The organism is Sphingobium sp. LSP13-1-1.1, from assembly GCF_040676415.1.
Classification (GTDB): Bacteria; Pseudomonadota; Alphaproteobacteria; order Sphingomonadales; family Sphingomonadaceae; genus Sphingobium.
This window is the reverse complement of sequence record NZ_JBEGHU010000023.1, coordinates 378,399-399,868: the sequence shown is the minus strand read 5'-3', so window position 1 is coordinate 399,868 and position 21,470 is coordinate 378,399. Positions and strand designations below refer to the sequence as shown.

Annotated in this window: 27 protein-coding genes; 14 read left to right on the top strand and 13 right to left on the bottom strand. The window is 64.8% G+C overall.

Translation table 11 applies throughout. From position 1 onward, the window contains the following. Positions 1–33: 33 nt before the first annotated feature. Positions 34–672, bottom strand: a complete 639-nt coding sequence (locus MRBLSP13_RS14010; RefSeq protein WP_363734457.1) for a hypothetical protein — start codon at positions 670–672, stop codon at positions 34–36. Between the two features lie 103 nt (positions 673–775). Then, positions 776–2,224 (bottom strand): sigma-54-dependent transcriptional regulator, encoded by a 1,449-nt coding sequence (locus MRBLSP13_RS14005; protein ID WP_363734458.1) that lies wholly within the window; start codon positions 2,222–2,224, stop codon positions 776–778. 170 nt (positions 2,225–2,394) lie between these two features. Between MRBLSP13_RS14005 and MRBLSP13_RS14000 the strand changes: the two genes are divergently transcribed. The 7 genes from MRBLSP13_RS14000 to MRBLSP13_RS13970 all read left to right on the top strand — a co-directional run bounded on the left by MRBLSP13_RS14000 (position 2,395) and on the right by MRBLSP13_RS13970 (position 7,980). After that, positions 2,395–2,502 (top strand): aa3-type cytochrome c oxidase subunit IV, encoded by a 108-nt coding sequence (locus MRBLSP13_RS14000; RefSeq protein WP_363734459.1) that lies wholly within the window; start codon positions 2,395–2,397, stop codon positions 2,500–2,502. A gap of 214 nt (positions 2,503–2,716) precedes the next feature. Next, complete coding sequence (locus tag MRBLSP13_RS13995; RefSeq protein ID WP_363734460.1) at positions 2,717–2,986, top strand: proton-translocating transhydrogenase family protein; 270 nt, start codon at positions 2,717–2,719, stop codon at positions 2,984–2,986. Beyond that, on the top strand, positions 2,983–3,795 hold the full coding sequence (locus MRBLSP13_RS13990; protein ID WP_363734461.1) for an NAD(P)(+) transhydrogenase (Re/Si-specific) subunit beta: 813 nt from the start codon (positions 2,983–2,985) through the stop codon (positions 3,793–3,795). The genes MRBLSP13_RS13995 and MRBLSP13_RS13990 overlap by 4 nt, the downstream gene beginning before the upstream one ends. A 59-nt stretch (positions 3,796–3,854) precedes the next feature. After that, a complete protein-coding gene (locus MRBLSP13_RS13985) occupies positions 3,855–4,547 on the top strand; it encodes an aspartate/glutamate racemase family protein (protein ID WP_363734462.1) in 693 nt (230 codons plus the stop codon). 158 nt (positions 4,548–4,705) lie between these two features. After that, positions 4,706–6,163, top strand: coding sequence for an IMP dehydrogenase (guaB, locus tag MRBLSP13_RS13980; RefSeq protein WP_133652362.1), 1,458 nt, complete (start codon positions 4,706–4,708; stop codon positions 6,161–6,163). A 45-nt stretch (positions 6,164–6,208) separates the two neighbouring features. Continuing rightward, the gene (locus tag MRBLSP13_RS13975) at positions 6,209–7,384 is read left to right on the top strand and encodes an RsmB/NOP family class I SAM-dependent RNA methyltransferase (protein ID WP_363755061.1); all 1,176 of its coding nucleotides are present in this window, start codon (positions 6,209–6,211) and stop codon (positions 7,382–7,384) included. Between the two features lie 77 nt (positions 7,385–7,461). After that, positions 7,462–7,980, top strand: a complete 519-nt coding sequence (locus MRBLSP13_RS13970) for a tetratricopeptide repeat protein (protein ID WP_133652360.1) — start codon at positions 7,462–7,464, stop codon at positions 7,978–7,980. 47 nt (positions 7,981–8,027) lie between these two features. Here the strand turns inward: MRBLSP13_RS13970 and MRBLSP13_RS13965 are convergent, their stop codons facing one another. Next, positions 8,028–9,179, bottom strand: a complete 1,152-nt coding sequence (locus tag MRBLSP13_RS13965; protein ID WP_363755059.1) for a hypothetical protein — start codon at positions 9,177–9,179, stop codon at positions 8,028–8,030. A gap of 222 nt (positions 9,180–9,401) precedes the next feature. Between MRBLSP13_RS13965 and crcB the strand changes: the two genes are divergently transcribed. From crcB to MRBLSP13_RS13935, 6 genes are all read left to right on the top strand, one after another. Further along, a complete protein-coding gene (gene crcB, locus MRBLSP13_RS13960; RefSeq protein WP_363755057.1) occupies positions 9,402–9,785 on the top strand; it encodes a fluoride efflux transporter CrcB in 384 nt (127 codons plus the stop codon). After that, on the top strand, positions 9,782–11,104 hold the full coding sequence (locus MRBLSP13_RS13955) for an RluA family pseudouridine synthase (RefSeq protein ID WP_363755055.1): 1,323 nt from the start codon (positions 9,782–9,784) through the stop codon (positions 11,102–11,104). The genes crcB and MRBLSP13_RS13955 overlap by 4 nt, the downstream gene beginning before the upstream one ends. Continuing rightward, positions 11,101–11,775 (top strand): HAD-IA family hydrolase, encoded by a 675-nt coding sequence (locus tag MRBLSP13_RS13950; RefSeq protein WP_363734468.1) that lies wholly within the window; start codon positions 11,101–11,103, stop codon positions 11,773–11,775. Before MRBLSP13_RS13955 ends, MRBLSP13_RS13950 begins: the two co-directional genes overlap by 4 nt. Next, positions 11,772–12,038 (top strand): hypothetical protein, encoded by a 267-nt coding sequence (locus MRBLSP13_RS13945; RefSeq protein ID WP_363734469.1) that lies wholly within the window; start codon positions 11,772–11,774, stop codon positions 12,036–12,038. The genes MRBLSP13_RS13950 and MRBLSP13_RS13945 overlap by 4 nt, the downstream gene beginning before the upstream one ends. Further along, on the top strand, positions 12,035–12,730 hold the full coding sequence (locus MRBLSP13_RS13940; protein WP_363755053.1) for an ATP12 family chaperone protein: 696 nt from the start codon (positions 12,035–12,037) through the stop codon (positions 12,728–12,730). The genes MRBLSP13_RS13945 and MRBLSP13_RS13940 overlap by 4 nt, the downstream gene beginning before the upstream one ends. Positions 12,731–12,803: 73 nt before the next feature. Continuing rightward, entirely contained in the window at positions 12,804–13,553 is a 750-nt protein-coding gene (locus MRBLSP13_RS13935; RefSeq protein WP_363755051.1) for a hypothetical protein, read from the top strand. Between the two features lie 99 nt (positions 13,554–13,652). Here MRBLSP13_RS13935 and MRBLSP13_RS13930 read toward each other — a convergent pair whose 3' ends face one another. From MRBLSP13_RS13930 to MRBLSP13_RS13920, 3 genes are all read right to left on the bottom strand, one after another. After that, positions 13,653–14,333, bottom strand: coding sequence for a murein L,D-transpeptidase catalytic domain family protein (locus MRBLSP13_RS13930; protein ID WP_363734472.1), 681 nt, complete (start codon positions 14,331–14,333; stop codon positions 13,653–13,655). 139 nt (positions 14,334–14,472) lie between these two features. Then, positions 14,473–14,757: a hypothetical protein gene (locus tag MRBLSP13_RS13925; protein ID WP_363734473.1), complete on the bottom strand. Its 285-nt coding sequence runs from the start codon at positions 14,755–14,757 to the stop codon at positions 14,473–14,475. A gap of 5 nt (positions 14,758–14,762) precedes the next feature. After that, positions 14,763–16,232, bottom strand: a complete 1,470-nt coding sequence (locus tag MRBLSP13_RS13920) for a L,D-transpeptidase family protein (protein ID WP_363734474.1) — start codon at positions 16,230–16,232, stop codon at positions 14,763–14,765. A gap of 58 nt (positions 16,233–16,290) precedes the next feature. On the opposite strand from MRBLSP13_RS13920, the gene MRBLSP13_RS13915 reads away from it, so the two are divergent. Next, positions 16,291–17,214, top strand: coding sequence for a histone deacetylase family protein (locus tag MRBLSP13_RS13915; RefSeq protein WP_363735352.1), 924 nt, complete (start codon positions 16,291–16,293; stop codon positions 17,212–17,214). A 98-nt stretch (positions 17,215–17,312) separates the two neighbouring features. Here MRBLSP13_RS13915 and MRBLSP13_RS13910 read toward each other — a convergent pair whose 3' ends face one another. The 7 genes from MRBLSP13_RS13910 to hisB all read right to left on the bottom strand — a co-directional run bounded on the left by MRBLSP13_RS13910 (position 17,313) and on the right by hisB (position 21,444). After that, positions 17,313–17,888 carry a hypothetical protein gene (locus MRBLSP13_RS13910; RefSeq protein ID WP_363734475.1) on the bottom strand — a complete coding sequence of 192 codons (576 nt, stop codon included), beginning with the start codon at positions 17,886–17,888 and terminating at the stop codon, positions 17,313–17,315. A 76-nt stretch (positions 17,889–17,964) separates the two neighbouring features. Then, positions 17,965–18,285, bottom strand: a complete 321-nt coding sequence (locus tag MRBLSP13_RS13905) for a phosphoribosyl-ATP diphosphatase (RefSeq protein ID WP_363755049.1) — start codon at positions 18,283–18,285, stop codon at positions 17,965–17,967. A gap of 42 nt (positions 18,286–18,327) precedes the next feature. Then, positions 18,328–18,567, bottom strand: coding sequence for a PEP-CTERM sorting domain-containing protein (locus tag MRBLSP13_RS13900; RefSeq protein WP_363735353.1), 240 nt, complete (start codon positions 18,565–18,567; stop codon positions 18,328–18,330). Positions 18,568–18,727: 160 nt separating this feature from the next. Continuing rightward, positions 18,728–19,492 carry an imidazole glycerol phosphate synthase subunit HisF gene (gene hisF, locus MRBLSP13_RS13895; RefSeq protein ID WP_133652348.1) on the bottom strand — a complete coding sequence of 255 codons (765 nt, stop codon included), beginning with the start codon at positions 19,490–19,492 and terminating at the stop codon, positions 18,728–18,730. Further along, positions 19,489–20,226 (bottom strand): 1-(5-phosphoribosyl)-5-[(5-phosphoribosylamino)methylideneamino]imidazole-4-carboxamide isomerase, encoded by a 738-nt coding sequence (hisA, locus tag MRBLSP13_RS13890; protein ID WP_363755047.1) that lies wholly within the window; start codon positions 20,224–20,226, stop codon positions 19,489–19,491. Before hisA ends, hisF begins: the two co-directional genes overlap by 4 nt. A gap of 16 nt (positions 20,227–20,242) precedes the next feature. After that, the gene (hisH, locus tag MRBLSP13_RS13885) at positions 20,243–20,860 is read right to left on the bottom strand and encodes an imidazole glycerol phosphate synthase subunit HisH (protein WP_363755045.1); all 618 of its coding nucleotides are present in this window, start codon (positions 20,858–20,860) and stop codon (positions 20,243–20,245) included. Continuing rightward, on the bottom strand, positions 20,857–21,444 hold the full coding sequence (hisB, locus tag MRBLSP13_RS13880) for an imidazoleglycerol-phosphate dehydratase HisB (protein ID WP_133652346.1): 588 nt from the start codon (positions 21,442–21,444) through the stop codon (positions 20,857–20,859). The genes hisH and hisB overlap by 4 nt, the downstream gene beginning before the upstream one ends. Positions 21,445–21,470 lie beyond the last annotated feature (26 nt).

The following is a 21,470-nucleotide window of genomic DNA, read 5'->3' as shown; positions in this document are numbered from 1 at the left end:
CTTCCCCGGCTGGTCATGGCATGACCGGCCGGCTCAGCGCGTGCCTGCATTGTCCGCCGCCGCCGGAACCGCGGCGCCCTCGGGCGTCTGGGCCTTGGACGCGAAGATTCGCAGGCTGTCGAGCGTCTTTTCCGCCATGGTCTGATATTGCTCGCTCAGCATTTCGGGATAGACGAAGCTGGCCGTGACGATCGAACCGTCCGGCTGTTGAATCATGCGCAGCGCGACATTGTTGCCTTCGCCGTCATTGGCTGTCCCGCGATACTCCCTGTCGCCGATATAATCGCCGCTCACCCCTTCGGAGCCCTCGCTCACGGTCGAGACGATCTGTTGCAGTGTCTGGTCGCCGTCCTTCTTCTGCCAGAAGATGCGGACGTCCGCGCCTGCGCCGGGATCCTGGTAGACGACGCCGTCCGCATTGCTGGAAGCCGCATCCTTCTGCCAGCCTTCCGGGAAGGTGATGGAGAAGCCCCGTTCGACATTGACGTAATTGCGCGATTCGGGCGTGTCCGCCTTCGCCTCGGCCATCGCCTTGGCGGCGGCGGCATTGGCGGCGGCGGCGAGTTGGTCCTGGCTCGGCAGATCCTCCACCGGTTCCGCGCGGCCGCAGGCGACCAGCAGGAGCAGGGGCAGGACGAGCGACGAGGTGGCGGCGAGGGTGGCGCTTTTCATCGCTCTCCCAAAGCATAGGTGCCGCGATAATTCAACGTCGCAACCGATCACGGCGCGATGGGGTGATGGCGGTGCGGGGCGTTCAGTCCGAACCGGTGGCCGGTCAGGCGGCGCTGTCGATGCCCAGTTCCGCCAACTTGCGATAGAGGGTCGAGCGACCGATGCCTAGCCGCCGGGCCACTTCGGTCATGCGCCCGCGATAATGGCCGATGGCCAACCGAATGACGTCCGCCTCGATCTCCGCCAGTTGGCGGATATGGCCGTCCCCTTCGAACAGGGTAATGCCCGCGACCTCCCGATGCGGTTGCGGCACGATGCGCAGCCGACCATGGGGCGCATCGCCATGGGCGCGCCCGCGGATCTGCGCGGCGATCTGCGGAAAATCCTGGGGTGTCAGGGCATCGCCCTCGCACAGCACGGCGGCGCGGAACAGCGCGTTCTGAAGCTGGCGCACATTGCCCGGCCAATCATGCTGCATCAGTAGGGCCAGCGCGTCGTCGGTCAGGCCAAGGCCGCGCAATCCCGGCTGCGTCGCGATGCGGGCAAGCAGATGGCGGCACAGCGCCGGCACGTCGCCCAACCGCTCGCGCAGCGGCGGAATGGTGAGTTGCACGACGTTGAGGCGGTAATAAAGGTCTTCGCGGAAGCGCCCTGCTTCGATCTCGTCATGCAAGCGCTTGTTGGTGGCGGCGATGACGCGCACGTCGACATGGATCGGGCGGCGCGCGCCGATCGGCTGGACTTCGCCGTCCTGGAGCACGCGCAGCAGCTTGACCTGCGCGTCCAGCGGCATTTCGCTGACCTCGTCGAGGAAGATCGTGCCCATGTCGGCGGCAACGAATTTGCCGATCTGCCGGTCGAATGCGCCGGTGAAGGCGCCGCGTTCATGGCCGAACAGGTCGGATTCCACCAGATTGGCAGGGATGGCGCCGCAATTCACGGTGATCATGGCCTGCTTGTGGCGGGGCGACGCCGCGTGGATGGCGCGGGCGATCACATCCTTGCCGACGCCGCTTTCGCCCTCGATCAGCACGGGCACGCGGGCGCGGGCCGCCTTGGCCGCTATGGCGAGCGCGGCGCGGAACTGCGGTGCGGCGCCGACCACGTCCTCGAAGGAGAGGGCGGCGGGGATCTTCTCCGTCAGCGGGCGCAATTCGCCCTTGCCATGCTCCCCATTCAGCGTGGCGTTAAGCGCGGCGAGCAGCCTTTCAGGCGCGATCGGCTTGGCAAGATAGTCGGTCGCGCCGGCCCGCATCGCTTCCACCGCTACGGCGACATTATTGTGCGCGGTCAGGATCAACAGGGGCAGTGCCGGGCGACGGGCCCGCAATTCTCGGATCAGGCCTGCCGGCTCATAATTCGGGCTCCATTGATCGAGCAGGACGGCATCCAGCCGCATTCCATCCTGCGTGCCCAGCATCGCGATCGCGGTATCGCCGTCATTGACGAAGATGGTGCGCCATCCCGCCCTGGCGGCGAGAGCGGACACCAGCCTGCGCTGTGCCGGCTCGTCGTCGATCAACATCAGCATGGGAATGCCGTCGCGCGCCATCCTTACCCCTCATATGCGAACTGGCGCTGAAGTTAGGGAGGAGGGGTAAAGACCGCCTTAACCGCAAAAATTTTCTTGTTCGCTGAAGGCTTGAGGGGGACAAGGCTTGACGATAAGAGGATGCCCGCGAAACGGACAGAGAGGGACAGTGCATGGCTTCGGACGGCAATATGAAGAGCGCAACCCAGACCTATGAAGGGTTTGTCGCCCTCATCAAATGGGGAACCATCGCCTGCGCCCTGGTCGCGGCATTGGTCATATTGCTGATCGCCAGGTAGGGCATTCTGCGCAAAAGCGGGCATTGAATGTCCGCTTGAAACTGATGCGACGACTGGATCCGGAGCGTGTCGCCTGCAGTTCGCGCAATGCGGTCCCAGTTCCCCGGACATCTGGCCTGTTCCTGAACAGGGCGGTTCGTTCCTCCACCTGACCGCTGCGGTTCCAGAGCAACAGGACTGCCGGTCCCGGAATCCCGTCATGAGGGGGGAGCAGATGATCCCGTTCCTTCTCCTTTCCTTTTTGGCGGCTTCCATTGTCGGGGCGTTCGTCTCATCGCGGGCGCGGCCTGATGACGGCTGGGCGCTCGTTTTCGTGCTTCAGTTGCTCTCGTCCGCCATTCTTGTCGGCGGATTGATCGTCTCGGCGGAAGCGGGCAGCAGCATCGCTCGAACACTGGGCCTCCTGTCGATCGTCGCGGGCAGCGCCGCGTTTTGTGGGGGTTTCGTGGCAGCGCAGCGGCTGGACGTGCCGCCGGGGCCATGATGGAAGGCGCGAACGCGACGATCCTCGTCGGTTGGTCGCTGTCCGCCATATTATCGGCGGCGGCGTTGCTGGTCTCGATTGCGGGTGATCTCCGGCGCGGCACGCATCTGGCGGCTGCCGCGTTGATGGTCGCAGCGGCCTTGGCCCTCTATACCCATGACGTCATGGCTCTTCCGCAAATCTGCGCGGCGTTGATCACCGGAGGCGCCGTGGGCCTTGTATTGGGTCGTGGCATTCCCCGATCCCGGATCCCCTTGCTGATGAGCGGTCTTGTCGGCCTGGCCGGTCTGGCTGCCGTGCTGGTCGGAGGAGCGGCTTTGCGCGATCCCCACGCCTTCGGCCTGCTGGACGATGTGTCCGATCGACTGCGCATCGTGGGCGCCACCGGCATTGGCGCTGGCGTCTCGTGCGGGGCGATGGCTTGCGGAGGGGCGACCGCCATGTTGCGCGGCGGACGGGCGGATCGCTGGCATATTCTCATTATCGCCGTCCTGCTGCTGGCGGCGGGCGGAGCCACGGCGGCCTTTATCGCGGCGCCGGATCCGGCCCGGCTCCTCGCCTGCATCGCCGTCGCGCTGGTGGCGGGCTGGGCGGTCACGAAACGAGCCTTGCTGGCGGGAATGGGGCCAGCGCTGGCGGTAGTGAGCGGCTTTGCCGGCTGGGCCGTGGCGGCATCCGCTTTCCTGATGGAAAACATGCCGATGGCCGTCGCGGGCGGACTGGCGGGCGCGGCGGGCAGTCTTTTCGGCATTCGGCTTTGCGTCTTTGCGGAGAGGAAGGGGCTTGCCCATGCGGGGCGCCGTCCCTAACGGTTTGCGTCAAGGGACAGGCCCGTCCGGCCTTGTCGGCGTATGGGATAAGCGGATCCATGAAGAAGCTCGGTCTGATAGGCGGTCTTAGCTGGACGTCGACGGCGCGCTATTATCAGATCATCAACCAGGCCGTTTACCGCGCCCGGGGTGGCCAGCACAGCGCGCCGCTGCTGATCGAGAGCCTGGATTTCGCGGACATAGGCCGCTCCACCACAGAGGAGGAGTGGGCTCATGCTTCCGACGTGTTGACCGCGTCGGCCCGGCGGCTGGAGCAGGGCGGCGCGGCAGCGTTGCTGATCTGCGCCAATTCCATGCATCGCGTCTATGACGAGGTGCAGGCGGGCGTCGGCATTCCGATCATCAACATCGCCGACGCCGTGGGACGCAAGATGAAGGCCGACGGCATCGAAAAGGCCGCGCTGATCGGTACGCGCAATGTCATGACGGAGAAATTCTACCGCCAGCGGCTGGTGGCGCATGGCATATCATTGCTGCCGCCCGACATGGAACTGGCGGAGAGAATCGACCGCATCGTCTATGATGAGCTGACTATCGGGAAGGTCAGCCGCGAGTCCGAACGCTATATGAAGTCGGAACTCACCGATATCGCCAAGGAGAATGTGCAGGCGGCGATCCTGGCCTGCACCGAACTGGAGATGATCGTCGACGTGCGGGCGAACGTCCTGCCGATTTATGACGGCACCAGCATCCATGCGCGGGCGGGGGTCGACGTGATCCTGGGCGATTGAATCGGTCGGCGCATGCCGCGCGGCGCCGATCTTCCCCAGCAATAAAATGCTTTCGGGGGTCTGGCTGTTTTGCCGCTTAATGGTTACATGGGCCGCCACGAATCCCCCAGCAATCATGCCCAGCCCCGCATGAGACGCGCAACAGAAAGTGGCTTTACATGGACATCCGCCTCGGCCTCACCTTCGACGACGTGCTTTTGCAGCCCGCCGAATCCGACGTGCTGCCCAGTCAGGCGGATACCAGCACCCATGTGACCCGCGCGATCAAGCTGAACATCCCGATCCTCTCGTCCGCCATGGACACGGTGACGGAGGCGGACATGGCGATCGTCATGGCGCAGCTTGGCGGCCTTGGCGTCCTGCACCGCAACCTGTCCGTCGAGGAACAGGCGGACGCCGTACGGGCGGTCAAGCGCTTTGAAAGCGGCATGGTGGTGAACCCCATCACCATCACGCCCGACGCCACGCTGGCCGATGCGCAGATGCTGATGACCCGGCACAAGATCAGCGGCATTCCGGTGGTCGAGGCATCGGGCAAGCTGGTCGGCATCCTCACCAATCGCGACGTGCGCTTTGCCGAAAATCCGGCGCAGCCGGTCAGTGAACTGATGACCCATGACAATCTGGCCACGGTGAAGACCGGTGTCGGCCAGGACGAGGCGAGGCGCCTGCTGCACCAGCGCCGGATCGAAAAGCTGCTGGTGGTGGACGATAATTATCATTGTGTCGGCCTGATCACCGTCAAGGACATTGAAAAGGCCGTCACCTATCCGCAGGCGACCAAGGACGCATCGGGCCGCCTGCGCGTGGCGGCGGCATCGACCGTCGGCGACAAGGGGCTGGAACGCAGCAAGGCGCTGATCGATGCGGAATGCGACCTGATCGTCATCGACACCGCCCATGGCCACAGCCGGCAGGTGGCCGTCGCGGTGGAGGCGGTGAAGAAACTGTCCAACCATGTTCAGGTGGTCGCCGGCAACGTCGCCACCGCCGAGGCGACCAAGGCCCTGATCGGGGCCGGTGCCGACTGCGTCAAGGTGGGGATCGGGCCAGGCTCCATCTGCACCACGCGGGTCGTCGCTGGCGTCGGCGTGCCGCAGTTGACCGCCGTCATGGATTCGGCGGAGGAAGCGGCCAGGCACGGCGTTCCGGTGATCGCGGATGGCGGCCTGCGCACCTCCGGCGACGTGGCGAAGGCGCTCGCTGCGGGCGCGGGCTGCGTCATGGTCGGATCGCTGCTCGCCGGTACCGCCGAGGCGCCGGGCGAAACCTTCCTCTATCAGGGCCGCGCCTATAAGAGCTATCGCGGCATGGGCAGCGTCGGGGCGATGGCGCGCGGCTCCGCCGACCGCTATTTCCAGGCCGACATCAAGGACCAGATGAAACTGGTGCCGGAGGGGATCGAAGGCCAGGTTCCCTTCAAGGGGCCGGCCAAGGACGTCATCCACCAGCTTGTCGGCGGCGTGAAGGCGGCGATGGGCTATACCGGCAGCGCCACCATCAAGGATTTGCAGGAGCGGGCGCGCTTCGTCCAGATCACGAACGCGGGCCTGTCGGAAAGCCACGTCCATGACGTGACCATCACGCGGGAAGCCCCCAATTATCCGACGCGGTAATCCCATTTTGAATGCTGATCCCCTCGCGGGACGGAGGCGTGGCGCATGACCCCGTCCGCGCGAGTCCAGGCCGCGATCGAACTGCTCGACGCCATCATATCGTCGGCGCGGGATGGCGGCCCGGCCGCCGACACGCTGATCGCGCGCTATTTCAAGGATCGGCGCTATGCCGGGTCGCGCGACCGGCGGGTGGTGCGCGACCATGTCTATGACGCGGTGCGCCGCGTGGCGGAGCGTCCGGACAATGGGCGCGCCGCGATGGTCGGGCTGGCTCGCGAGCGTCCGGAACTGGCCGCGCTGTTCGACGGATCGACCCATGCGCCGGCGCCGATTGCCGATGATGAAGCGGGATCGGCGGCGGGCGTCGTGCCCCGCTGGATCGACCCGTTGCTGGCGGCGCCCGTGGAACGGGACGCCTTGTTGGGCCGGGCGCCCGTCGATCTGCGCGTCAACAGGTTGAAGGCCGATCCTGACAGGGTTGCGCCGCTCTATCCCGATGCAGTGAGATTATCCGGCCTGCCCGACGCGCTGCGCCTGCCCGAAGGTGCGCCGGTCGAGCAGAGCGACCCCTGGAAATGGGGGCAGGTCGAGGTGCAGGATGTCGGGAGCCAGTTGATCTCCGCCGCTTGCGGGGCGCAGCCGGGGATGACCGTGATCGATCTCTGCGCCGGGGCAGGGGGCAAGACGCTGGCGCTGGCGAGCGCCATGGCGGGCAAGGGCATGCTGATCGCCGCCGACACCATCCGATCGCGGCTTTCGCGGCTTGATCCGCGGGCGGAGCGGGCAGGGGCCACCTTCATCGAGACGCTGCTGCTGGATCAGGGGCATGAGGCGGGCGCGCTGGAAAGTCTGCACGGCCGTGCAGACGTGGTGCTGGTCGATGCGCCCTGTTCGGGCACCGGCACCTGGCGCCGCAATCCGGAGGCGCGCTGGCGGCTGACTCCCGCGCGGCTCGACCGGCTGGTGGCGGAGCAGGCGCGGATACTGGATTTTGCCGCGCCCTTGCTGGCGCCGGGCGGCTTGTTGGTCTACGCTACCTGCGCGCTGACGGACCGGGAGGGGCGGGATCAGGTGCGGGCATTCCTGGCACGGCATGTTGGATGGAGGGCCGAACCCTTCGATGCGCCGATGGGCCGGCCCCATGGCGACGGATTGCTGCTGACGCCGGGGCATGACGGGACGGACGGTTTCTATTTCGCGCGGCTGCGACGGGCAGCGTGAAAGAGTCGATGGACAAGCGCCCGCAAAATCGCGAGACTTGGACGGAATCAGCGCCTGAAACATGGCTGGAGTTGTGCATGCGTTTTACCCCCGCCTCGATCGCCCTGGCACTATTGTTGACCACCGTTTCCAGCGTTGGGCTGACGCAACGGCCGGATTCGCAGATTTCACCGCTGTCCGTCGAATGGCAGAAGGCGGGGGAAGCGGCGCGCAAGACGGGTAATTATCAGGGTGCCACGGATGCACTGGAAAGCGCGCTGGCCGTCGATCCGCGCAACCGCATGGCCTATATCGAACTGGCCGAAGTGGCGCGGGCGCAGGGGCTGCAAGGCAAGGCGATCCGGCTGTATCGCGAAGCGCTGCTGTTGGAGCCCAATGACGTCGCCGCCCTGGTCGGCCAGGGCGAGGCGATGGTCGAGAAGGGCGCCATTGCCAAGGCAAAGGAGAATCTCGCGCAGGCACAAGGGCTGTGCAAGGCCAATTGCGCGGCTGTGGGCCAACTGGCGGTGGCGATAGAGAAAGGTCCGCCCGCTACCGTGCTGAGCGCCAAGGACAAGGTGCCCGCGCCCAAAGCTGCCGAAACCGAGACGCCTTGATGCGTTTGTCGGGAGTGTTTTTGGCCATTGTCGGGTGGATTCAAATTTCACTTCTGCGATGATACAATCGGGGTAGCCCAGAAACCCAAGGTCAGCCATTTGGCGGGCGGTCGAAAATCAGCTTCTGTCAGCTTGCCGACGGAAGCGGAGGCGGCGGTCAGCTCCGTCACTTGGCTGATATATCGGTCGGCATTTTTCAGCAGCATGCCGTTAGCTGTCCTGCACTCACGGGTGTCGCCTTCGGAAGCACGGATGGTCGTTCGCCAACTACAGCTGTAGCCGCGAATAAACTCGGATTTCCTGGGATTTTCGGCCTCCCATTTCGAAGGTGAGTACAGCAAACTTCCTCCGGTTCGCGATATCGCAAGTTCAAGTGGAACCCCGTCTTCATCGCTGTCGAACCGCACCATAGCGCCGGGCCATTTCAGCAGCATCTGTCGGAGATTTCGCTGTTCCCATTTCCAGGTCGCGATGTTGTCTCCCAAGCGTCTTATCATTTGCGCCTTTGACGCTCCGTTCCAGGCGTTTCGCCCATAAAGGATGACCTGGTCATTGGGGCCGTGCTTCGCATCCGGATCGAGGGGAGCCATCCATGTGGGCCATTCCAGCAGGTCGACAGGAACAGAAAGCTCATCTCGGCCCAAAGCGCGGCGAACCAATGAAACCGCCCTGTAATGCCTTTCGATTGACCCTCGGCGATCATAATTTTTCTGCCAAAGAACAATCCCATCGTCCGTCAAACATTTATCACTATACCGATCGGTTCCGTCGAAGGACCAGATATGGCATTTTTCATCAAGAACCGTATCTTCACGCTTGCCAAGATAAACCGTTGTTCCACGAGATTTTGCGGATCCACTGATTATCAGCGTCTCTCGATGCCTTGGCGGGCCAGAATATTGAATGGATATCCCGCTTTTCAGGTCCGTTATATTGGTGTGGGTCCAACCAAACTGATATCTATCTTCTCTCAGGACATTCGCGGACCGATAGACGATAACCTTGTCATCAGGTGCATCCGTTCGTTCCATAACGGCAACATAGTCGGTTGCGCCGGGGCTGCTGAAGACTGTTTTGTCTCCCTCTTTGATGAAGAACGGGCCATCACCGGAGAATGTGCCGAAGCTTGTGTCTCGGGGCAGCATATCCTTGCCAGACGAACCGCTACACCCGGCGACAGCCAAGGCGATGATGATCATTCTCAACAAACAGGCCCACTTCGATAAGTTGTTCGTTATCTACGCAAACTTGAATTACCAAATCCTCACTCCGGCTGACCAAGGACGTTTGGCAGGCTGATACGATTCAGTTCGCCATCACCCATAGCTGCCGCTGCTGCCATCCACTTCATGAGCGCGGTGGCCATCCTCAGGCCAATGACCGCTTTCCAAGCCTTGCAAAAATGCTCTAGGGCGGGCGGCATGACCAATATCTTTCTCGTCATGGCAGGGGGCGCTGTCGGATCGGCCTTGCGCTATCTGACCGGGCGTCTTGCTTTCCACATGATGCCCGGTGCGTCCTGGCCATGGGGGACGTTCGCCGCAAATGTCGTTGGCGGGTTCGCCATGGGCCTGCTCGCCGGGTGGCTGGCGCGCTTCAACACCTCGGCGGGCGAGCCGATCCGTCTGCTGCTGGCGGTCGGTCTGCTCGGCGGCTTCACCACCTTTTCTTCCTTCAGCCTGGAAACCGTGCTGATGATGGAGCGCGGGCAGATGGGCGTCGCGCTCGCCTATGTGGTCCTTTCCGTCATCGGTGCGGTGGGCGCGTTGGCCGGCGGCCTGGCCTTTATGAGGAGCATCGCATGAAGGGCCGACCTCCCGCCAAGGGCTCTGGCCCTCGCAAACCGGGCGCTGCGGCTCCGGGCCGTGCGCGCGGCGCGGCGAAGGCCGCTCGCGCCCGCAAGCCAGATGCGCCCAAGGCTGCCGCCCGATCCGCTGCAAAGGCGCCGGCCGCCAAGGCGTCCGGGGCAAAGCCCGCCGCCCGGCCCGCCGCCTCTTCGCCGGCGAAGGGCGTGTCGCTGGACGTGCGGCAGTTCCGCGTGGCGGCGGATGACGATGGCATACGGCTCGACCGCTGGTTCCAGCGGCATCTGCCCGACATCGGCTTCAACAGCGTCTCCCGCTGGGCGCGCACTGGCCAGTTGCGCGTCGATGGCGCCCGTGCCGCGCCGGGCGACCGCGTCGCCGAGGGACAGACCATCCGTGTCCCTCCTGCCGAGCCCAAGGCCCCCGAAACCGCGAAGCCCAGACGCGTCCGCCCGCAACTGACGGACGATCAGGCGGCCTTTGCCCAGGGGCTCGTCATCCATCGCGACGCGCAGGCCATCGTCATCAACAAGCCGCCCGGTCTTGCCACGCAGGGCGGCACGAAGACGGAAGATCATGTCGACGGCCTGCTCGACGCGCTGGAGTTCGACCTTGACCAGCGGCCCAAGCTTGTCCACCGGCTGGACAAGGACACGTCCGGCGCGCTGCTCATCGCGCGCACGGCCCGCTCGGCCGCCTTCTTCGCCAAGGCTTTTTCCAGCCGTACGGCGCGCAAGGTTTATTGGGCCATCGTCATGGGCGTGCCCTCCATCGAGGATGGCATGATCGAACTGCCCATCGCCAAGCAGCCGGGCACCGGCGGCGAGAAGATGCATGTGGATGAGGAGGAGGGGCTTCCCTCCCGCTCGCGCTATCGCGTGATCGAGCGTGCGGGCAATCGTGCCGCCTGGGTCGAACTGCAACCCTATACCGGTCGCACCCATCAGTTGCGCGTCCATATGGCGGCGATCGGCCATCCCATCGTCGGCGACGGCAAATATGGCGGCAAGGAGGCCTTTCTGAGCGGCACGATCAGCCGCAAGATGCACCTTCACGCCCGTCGCATCCGGGTCGATCATCCCGACGGTGGCCGGGTCGACGTGCGCGCCGACCTGCCCGATCATTTTGCCGCCAGCCTTGCCTCGCTGGGCTTTGACTTCTCCGCCGGTGACCTGCCGCTGGACGAGGAAATCGCCCGCGCGCCCACGCGGGAGGATGAGAAGAAGGCGGCCCGCGCCCACGCCAAGCAGATCCGCAAGGACCGCAAGGGCGAACGGCGGGCGCGTGGTTCTGGCGGAGCGCCGCGCAGGAAGTCATGACCAACAAGCTCGCCGTATTCGATTGCGATGGCACGCTGGTCGACAGCCAGCACAGCATCTGCGCGGCCATGATCCGCGCATTCGAGGGCGAAAATCTGGTCGCGCCGGATCGCGCGACGATCCTGTCGGTGGTCGGCCTTTCGCTTCCGCTAGCCATGGCGCGCCTGCTTCCCGATGCGGAGGTCGATTATCATGATCATCTGTCGGACCGCTACAAGCTGGCATTCCAGCAGCTTCGCCACGAAAATGCGGTGTCGGAACCCCTTTATCCCGGCATTGCGGAACTGATCCGCGAACTGGATGCCGATGGCTGGCTGCTGGGCGTGGCTACCGGCAAATCGGACCGCGGATTGCAACTCTGCCTTGGGCATCATGGCATCCACGCCCATTTCGTGACGTTGCAGACCGCCGATCGCCATCCCTCCAAGCCGCATCCCTCCATGCTGCTTACCGCCATGGCAGAGGCGGGGGCAACGCCCCAAAGCACGGTGATGATCGGCGATACCAGCTTCGACATAGACATGGCGCTGTCTGCCGGTACGCGCGCTCTGGGCGTCGGCTGGGGCTATCACACGCCGCAGGAACTGGTCAGCGCAGGGGCGCACAGCGTTGCCATGGACAGCGCCGAACTGCGCGGCCATATCCACGCTTGCCATATGGATGCCCGATGACAGGCACGCCGCCCGTTCCGCCCGTTCCGCCCGTGGACCCGGACCGGGTCGCCCGCCAGCGCTTCTTCGCGCTTGGCCTGTTCCGGCTGTCGGGCGCGCTGCTGGTGATGTTCGGCTTTCTCGTGCTGATGCAGCGCTTTCATTGGGTGCAGGGAAACAGGGCGAAGGCCATGGGCGCGATCTTCGTCATCGTCGGCCTGTTCCAGTTCGTCATAGTTCCGCGCCTGCTGCTCGCATTGTTCAGGAAACCGCCGCAATCATGAAACGCTTCTACCAGGATGCTGCCGTCGTTGCGGGCGAATCCGGTTTTGAAATCCGCCTAGACGGCCGCCCGGTCCGTACGCCGGCTCGTGAGCCGCTGGCGTTGCCCACCCATAGGCTTGCCGAAGCGGTTGCGGAAGAATGGCGCGCGCAGGGCGATGTGGTCGACCCCCGGTCCATGCCGTTCACCGGCCTCGCCAACGGGGCCATCGACCAGATCGCGCCCAATCGGGAGAGCTTTGCCGCTGGGATTGCCCGCTATGCCGAGAGCGACCTGCTCTGCTATCGCGCGGAAGGTCCGACGGAGCTTGTCGTCCGGGAGTCGGCGGCCTGGGACCCGCTGCTGGAATGGGCCATGGCGCGCTACGACGTCGCCTTTCGGGTGACGCAGGGTATCATTCCGGTCGCTCAGCCCGACGAGACGCTGGCACGGCTGACGGGGGTCGTGACGGCCTTTGATCCTTTCACCCTTGCAGGCCTTTCGACGCTGGTGACGCTGTCCGGCTCGCTGGTCTGTGGTCTGGCGGTGGTGGAGGGCGGCCACGATGCCGACCTGATCTGGACGGCTGCCGAGATCGACGAAGCATGGGAAGTCGAACAATGGGGCGAGGACAAGGAGGCGGCGGCCCGGTCAGCGCAGCGCAGGCACGAATTTGCCATGGCACGAGCCTTTTGTGAGACGACTCGCGCCTGACCGGGTGGGAATGACGCGGCGTCTTCGTTCAATATCAACAGGCGGGCCATCCCCTCGCGCCCGCATTCGTTGCATGACCGAGGAGTGCGCCATCTTGCTGTCCCGTTTTTCCCTCTTTGCCCTGATCACCCTGTCCGCGCCGCTTGCGCTATCGGCCCCTGCGCTGGCCCAGCAGGCGGCCCAGGCCGCTCCCGCCGCGGGGCAGATGAGCTCGGCACAGATCGCCGCCTTCAACCAGGCCGTAACTGATTTCACCGCCGGACAGACCGCGCAGCAGGCTGGCGACAATGCCGCCGCCGCCGCGAAATATGAAGCCGCACTGCCCGCCATCCGCACGGCGGTGCAGGCCGATCCCGCCAGGATCGACAATGTGAATTTCCTCGCCAATGCGCTTTATGCAGATGCGGCGGCGCAGGGCGCGCTTGGTCGGATGGACAAGGTGATCGCGCTTTACACCGAATCCGCGCCCTATTGGCGCAAGCTGGCGGAAGCGAAGCCGACCGACGCCGCCAGCCGCAATATCTTCGCTGGCATATTGATCCAGATGGGCAATCAGAAGCTGGTCGGCGGTGACAAGACGGCTGCGGACCCGCTCTATGAGGAGGCCCTTGCCCTCGCGCGCAAGTCAGTCGCGGAAAATGGCAAGGATGCGGTGTCCCGGAACATCCTGCTGTCCGCGCTGATCGGTGCCAGCCAGACCGCAAACGACCCGGCCCTGTCCGCCGAGGCGCTGACCATGGGCAAGGCCATGCTGAGCGACGGCACCATCGATGCGATGAACAAGCCCTCGATCGAGGCGATGACGGGTACGAAAGCGGGCTGACGCCGCTTTCGTACTTTGGTTCAGTCGTGCTCCCGCATCGGCTTGCGCCGTAGCGCGGGTCGCGGGAGCAGGCCGTATTTCAACCAGGTCAGTCCCGCTTCAAGCCGCTATGCCCACGATCTTGTCGGCATAGAGCAGGCGACCGGGACCCATCAGGCCGATAAATTGCGGCAGCATATGGCGGGCAAGCGCGAAACAGCCCTCGCTGCGGCCAATCTTGCCCCAGGTGGCGATATGGTTTTCGCTGACATAATCGGCGCCATGTACAACGATGGCGCGCATTTCCGCATTGTTGTTCTGGGGATCCAGGCCCGCCAGGCGCATTGCCCGGCCATGTTGGCCCTCATAGATTTCGCTGGTCTTGAAGGCACCGGAACTGCTCGCCATCGAATTGGGCTCATTGGAAAAGCTCTGGAGCCAGCCCGAATGTTCCGGGTCGGAACCGCGGCCATGGGCGACGAGATAGGAGCTTGTCTGGCCGCCGATCAGATCGACGACATGGAAGCGCAATTCGCGTGACGGCGCGTTGAAATCGGCCAGTGCGACCCGGTCGCGCAGGGTGAACATGTGACCGTGCTGATCCAGAGCAGCCTTTGCGCGCTCCAGCAGTTGTGCATAGGGCTGGGTAGCGAGCGGTCCGGTCGATGCCGGGCGTGGCGCAGGGGGAACAGCCGGTTGCGGCTGCATTTCGCCCAGCGGAGCGGCGCGCCCCGCACTGTCGGCCAGAAACGAAAAAGCCAGCCCGCTCAAAGCGAGCTTGGTAAAACTGCGACGATCCATGAATCGCAATATAGCAAAGGAGCAGCGCCAGTCCAAGGGCGGGGCAGTGTCGTCCCCGCCGTCAGTCCCGGCAATGACCGTAAAACCGCCGTCCCGCCTCCTTTTCGGGGCGGGGCGATCGCGAAGGGGACGCCGGGTCCTATTCCGTGGCGTTGGCGCCTTCGTCTCCGCCGAGGCGCGCGGTCATGCCGGTCGCGGCGGCATCGTCCTCGATTTGCTGCTGTTCGGAAATGCTGGGCGGCGGCGCGGGTTCCGGCGCGGCATTGTTGCTCGGCTCGGGCGCCGGCGCGACGGGTTCTTCCTGGATGACGTTCTCCGCAGGCGGCTCGACCAGATTATTGGTCACTGGCGCCTCTTCCTCCTTCTTGCCGCAGGCGGCGAGGACGAGCGTGCCGGCGAGGGCGACAAGGGCGAATTTGCGCATGAAGATCAATCCTTGGATGCGATGGAGGTGGCGGGCGCGGCGGTCGGATCCACGCGGCGGCTGGACGCTTCGATCTTCTCGGCCAGCAGCTTGTCCCAGCCATAGGGATCGGAACGGAAGCTCATCGTGCCATTATTGCCGGCAAAGGCTGTCCAGTAGAGCAGGTACACGGCCACTTCCTTGGGCAGCGACACCCTCTGGGTCTTGCCGGTATCGATCAGCGACTGGATCTTGCCCGCCAGATCGGGATTGCCGGCCACCATCAGTTCCGCCAACGGAACGGGCTTTTCCAGGCGGATGCAGCCATGGCTCGCCAATCGGTCATAGCTCGAAAACTTCGCCCGTGACGGCGTATCGTGCAGATAGACGGCGAACGGGTTGTTGAAGTCGAACTTCAACCGGCCGAGCGCGCTGTTGGGGCCCGCCGGCTGCACTATCCGCTCGCCAGTCTCCGGCGTGCCGACAATCTTGTAGCCTTGCCGGATCAGCGTGGCGCGCCCCTTGGGCCACAATTCGCGCTTCGCGATGGAGGCGGGGACGTTCCAGGGCGGATTGACGACGATCGAATGGATGCTGGACGACAGCATCGGCGTCGCATTGTCCGGCGCGCCGGTGACGGCGCGCATCGACGTCACGGGTTCATCACCCTCGAACACTGTCAGCACCGCCGCGGCGATGTTCACCTGCACCCGGTTAACCGGCAACTCGCGGGGCATCCAGCGCCAGCGTTCCATATTCGCCATGATCGCGGCGATGCGGTCGTCCACCGGCACGTTCAATTCCTTGAGCGTCCGCGCGTCGAGCAGGCCGGTGGGATTGAGACCATAGCGCCGCTGCGCCCGCTGCAGAACATCAACCAGCTTCTCGGTGGGCGTGACGCTCTTGTCCTCGATCGCGATGCGCGCGCGCACGACGTCGGGGGAGGAGTGCGCCGTCAGGGTCGGCCAGCCTCCCGCGTCGCGAATCCGCTCGTAATTGGCCAGGCCCTTGCGAAGTCCGTCATAGCCGGCATAGGGCGGCGTCAGGCTGAGCGCCCATTGCGGCAGCCTGTCCTCGCTGATCGCCTTGGCAAGGCCGGGGCGAGGATCGAAGCGCGCCGGCCGCAAAGCCCAGATCTCCAGGAAATCGGCGGTGTCCACGCGGCCCGTGCTCAACGCCTTCGCTCGATCCAGCACGGCGGACAGAAGGGCATCGCCCTTGAGCGTCTCGGTCGCTCTGGCTCGCGCCATCAGCCCCTGAACCGCGCCACCCCTGAGCCAGTCGTTCAGCCATTTTTCCTGCGCTGCCGTCGGTTGCGGTAGTGGCACGGGCGGCGGCGTCACCATCGCGGGCGGCAGTATCACCTGAGGCGCCGGCGGTTGAGACGAGGGCGCCGGGATGGTCGGCGCGACCGTCGGCGGCTGCGCCACTGTCGGGCTCGCGACAGCGCTCAGGAGGGAAATAATGGAAAAACGGATCAATTCGGGACGGTTCATGCTGGACCAGATAGCGCAAAGCCCGCATCGTTCAAACTCGAAGATAGCGGATAAGATGATGCTGCATGTCGTTCACCATCCGGCTTATGTCTCTCCGGCAACAGAGGGCAGTTCCTTTCGCTTCGACAAATATGGGCTTGTGATGGAAGCGCTGAGCATGGCGGCGACAGCCTTTACCGTGCATGAACCCGCCCCGATGCCGCGCGCGTGGATAGAGGCGGTTCACGATCCGGCCTATGTCGAAGAGGTGGCGACGCAGACTGTTCCTCGGGAAAAGGAAAGGCGCATCGGCTTTTCCGTGACGGAGCGGGTGTCGCGCCGCTCCATGCTGTCGCCCGGCGGCACGTGGCTGGCGGCGCGGCTCGCCATGCAGCATGGCTATGCTGCCAATGCGGCGGGCGGCAGCCATCACGCGCTGCCCGACAGTGGGGCGGGATATTGCGTGTTCAACGACCTTGCCATCGCCGCCCACCGGCTGATCGAGGAGCGGGGGGTGAACCGCATATTGATCCTCGACCTCGACGTCCATCAGGGCGACGGTACGGCGGTGATGACTGGGGGACGGAGCGAAATCTTCACCCTCTCCATCCATGCGGAACGGAATTTCCCCGTGCGCAAGGCTCGCTCGACACTTGATATCGGCCTTCCCGATGGAACGGGCGATGAGGCCTATATGGATGCGTTGATGAAGGTTTTCCCGCGAACGCTCGACGATTTCCAGCCTGACCTGATCCTCTATCAGGCCGGCGTCGACCCGCATGTGGATGACCGGCTGGGGCGGCTGGCGCTCAGCGACGCAGGGCTGGACCGCCGGGACCGCGCCGTGATGCGCTGCGCGCGCAGTCGCGCTATTCCGCTGGCCAGCACCATGGGCGGCGGCTATGGCGAGGATCGAATGGCCGTTGCCCGCCGACATGCGGAATGCATGATCCGCCTGGCGGAAGAGGCGATGGGGGCCGGGGGCTATAGCCCGACCCTTTAGAGCGGATTTCGATCTGATTGAATCAGATCCCCGCTCTGGTTTCCTTGTTTTCCGCGATTTCTTAACCAGCGATCGGTTCCGATCGCTTGGAAATCGCTCTAATGCACCGTATCGGGGTTCACAGATTGGGCTTCGGGCGCATGCCGGCTTTCCATGATTTTCGCGGCAACCAGTCCCGCCGCGACCAGGGCGACGAAATCGCTGAAGGCCAGATAAAGAATGTAGCCCCACGGCGCATGGTTGAACACGGCCTGGCCGATATGCAGCCACAGCACCGCCGCCAGCGCGAACAGGACCGTTGCTCTCATCCTGCTGTCTGCGTCCACGAACCGCAGCATCAGCGCGATGATGACGCCGACGACCAGCGCCAGGATCAGGCCGCCGATCAGCGCGCTGGCGTCAGTCACGGGAAATCCGCCATTATTGTAGAAGATCGTTGCGACCGGACCCTTGCCATAGAGGATGGTGCCCTGGGCGGTGGACGGATCGGGAATCACATAGACGCCGGTGCCGGATGGCGTCAGCGCCTGCGCGAGGGCGGCCTGCAGGTTGCTGCCCGCGGCGGCCTCCGCACGGTGAAAGGCGAGGGCGCTGAGCGGCGTCCCCCAGAAGATGAAACCGACAATATAGAGTGTGACGCCGCCGATCAGGCCGCCCAACAGGGTCTTGAACATATGCCCTCCTGTCCTCTCAATGGCTGAGAGGCTGACGGACAAACGCCAAAGCCGCAATATCTTTCCCGACGGGCGATCAGTCGGCCGTGCGGGAAGCCTTTTCGGCGATGCCCGACACGCCCTCTCTCCGGTCGAGTTCGTCCAGCACATCGTCCAGGGAAATGTCGAGATCGGCCAGCAGCACCAGCAGGTGGAACAGCAGGTCTGCGCTTTCGCCTATCGCTCCGTCGCGATCCGACGCCATGGCGGCGATCACCGTCTCCACGGCCTCCTCGCCGACCTTCTGCGCGATCTTGGCCCGGCCGCGTGCGGTCAGCCTCGCCACATAGGACTGGTCGGGATCGGCCTTCCGCCTTTGACGGATGGTTCGTTCAAGGTCGAAAAGGGTCGCGCGCATGGCGCCATGAAGCGCCACGCGCGCGAGCCGTCAAACGAAAATTTACTTGCGCTTGCGCCGGGCAACGAAAACCCGTGCGCCGAGCGCTGCGGCGCCAAGGCCGAACAGCGCCATCTGCTCCGGTTCGGGCACTGGCGTCGGCGCGCCGCCGGACGACGAACCGCCGCCGGAGCTGCTGGAACCGCCGCACTTCTTGCCCCAGCACCACGTCGCTTCCGCCGGAGCCGCCGCACCCATCAGAGCGACCACGCCGGCGGCCAGAAGCAGCTTGTTCACATTCATCATCTTCACCCCGCTGTTGATTAGGTCAGGTGGGCGAAGAGATGCAGGCATCGTGCCATTCGAGCGAATTGCAGGCCTCGCGGGGCCGTCATGGTTAATACCGATCTGCCTTCATTGGTTAATGTAAAGGCAACCGACATTTTCGGAGCAACCGGGTCGATCAGGTGGCCCGAACGGCGATGCCCGCGGCAGCCAGCGCCTGATGCGCTTCAGCAATGCTATGTTGACCGAAGTGAAATATGGAGGCCGCGAGCACCGCGCTGGCATGCCCCTCGACAACGCCTTCGACCAGATGATGCAGGGTGCCCACGCCGCCGCTGGCGATCACGGGTACCGACACCGCGTCGGCGATGGTACGGGTAAGGGCAAGGTCATAGCCCGCCTTGGTGCCGTCCCCATCCATGGACGTGACCAGCAGTTCGCCGGCGCCCAGTTCGGCAAGACGCACCGCATGCTCCAGCGCATCGATGCCGGTGGGCTTGCGGCCGCCATGGGTGAAGATTTCCCAACGGCCGTCGCCCACCCGTCGCGCATCGACCGAGCCGACGATGCACTGGCTGCCGAAGCGGTCGGCAATGTCGGCCACCACCTCCGGCCGGGCGACCGCCGCACTGTTCACCGCGACCTTGTCCGCGCCGGCCAGCAGCAAGGCGCGGGCATCCTCCGGGCTGCGCACGCCGCCACCCACGGTCACCGGCATGAAGCAGACCTCCGCCGTGCGCCGGACCACGTCGATGATCGTGCCGCGCGCCTCATGCGTGGCGGTGATGTCGAGGAAGCAGAGCTCGTCCGCACCCGCCGCGTCATAGATCTTTGCCTGCTCGACCGGATCGCCCGCATCGCGCAGATCGATGAAGTTCACGCCCTTGACCACGCGGCCATTGGCGACGTCCAGGCAGGGGATGACGCGGGTGCGGACAGTCATGCCGCCGCCTGCGCCACCGCCAGCGCGGCCTTCAGGTCCAGCCGCCCGTCATAGAGCGCGCGGCCCGTGATCACGCCCTCAATGCCCTCGTCGGCATGCAGGCTCAGCACGCGAATGTCCGCGATCCCGGCGACGCCGCCGCTGGCGATCACCGGAATGTCGGTGGCGCGGGCCAGATCGACGGTCGCGTCGATATTGCAGCCCTTGAGCAGGCCGTCGCGGCCGACATCGGTGAACAGCAGGCTGGCCACGCCCGCATCCTCGAACCGGCGGGCAAGGTCGACCACCGGCATGTCGGACTTCTCCGCCCAGCCATCGGTCGCGACGAAGCCGTCGCGCGCATCCACCGCCACCACGATCCCGCCGGGGAAGTCCCGCGCGGCCGCCTTGACGAAGTCCGGATCCTTGAGCGCCGCCGTGCCGATGACGATGCGCGATACGCCGAGGTCGAACCAGCGTTCCACCGCCTCCCGATTGCGGATGCCGCCGCCCAGTTGCACATGGCCGGGAAAGGCCGCGACGATCGCCTCGACAGCCTCGGCATTGACCGCGCGGCCCGCAAAGCTGCCGTCCAGGTCCACCACATGCAGATGCTGCGCGCCCGCTTGCGCGAACAGCACCGCCTGGGCGGCTGGATCGTCGCCATAGACGGTGGCGCGGTTCATGTCGCCCTCGGCCAGGCGGACGACCTGGCCGCCCTTGAGGTCGATGGCGGGGAAGACGATCAGGCTCATATTATCCTCGGCGGTTTCAGGGACGCCAATCCAGAAAACGGGACAGGAAGGAAAGGCCATAGCTCTGGCTCTTTTCCGGGTGAAACTGGCAGCCGATGATCGTGTCGCGCGCCACCGCGGCGACCAGCGGCCCGCCATGATCGGTGACGGCGGCGACATCCGCCTGGTCGGCCGCTTCGAAATGATAGCTGTGCAGGAAATAGGCCTCGCCCGCATGTAGCAGCGGCGGCGTGCCGCGCAGCATCACGTCGTTCCAGCCCATGTGCGGCACCTTGATCGCGGGGGCGCTCGGCTCGATCAGCCTGACGGTGCCGGCTATCCAGCCCAGGCCTTCATGGCAGCCGAACTCTTCCCCGGCATCGGCCAGCAACTGCATGCCCACGCACACGCCCAGGAAAGGCACGCCGCGCTTGTGGACGGCTTCGTTCATCGCCTCCACCATGCCGGGGATCGCGACCAGCGCGTCGCGGCAGGCGCGGAAGGCGCCGACGCCGGGCAGGACGATGCGATCCGCCCTGGTTACGACTTCCGGATCGGCGGTGATGACGGCGTGATCCGCCCCCGCCTTGCGCAGGGCGTTATGCACCGAATGAAGGTTGCCCGCGCCATAGTCGATCAGGGCAAGCGCGGTCACAGCATCCCCTTGGTCGAGGGAATGGCGTCTGCCTTGCGCGGGTCGATCTCCACCGCCTGCCGCAACGCGCGGGCGAGGCCCTTGAAGCAGCTTTCGACGATATGATGATTGTTGCTGCCGTAGAGATTTTCGATGTGCAGCGTGATCCCGGCGGCCTGGGCGAAGCTGTGGAAGAAATGCTCCACCATCTCGCTGTCCCATTCCCCGATGCTCTGGACGGTGAGGCCCACCTTGAACACCAGCCAGGGGCGGCCGGAAATGTCCAGCGACACGCGGGTCAGCGTCTCGTCCATCGGGGAATAGACGCTGCCGTAGCGGGAAATGCCGCGTTTGTCGCCAAGCGCCTTCGCCACCGCCTCGCCAATGGCGATCGCCGTGTCCTCGGTAGTGTGATGCTGGTCCACATGCAGGTCGCCGACCGTCTTCACGTCCATGTCGATCAGCGAATGACGAGACAGCTGCTCGATCATGTGATCCAGGAAGCCAATGCCCGTCGAAACGGTATAGATGCCGGTGCCGTCCAGGTTGACGGTCACGTCGATCTGCGTTTCCGCAGTATTGCGGTGAATGTCGGCCGTGCGCATGGCTGCGCCCTATAGCGCACTGTGCC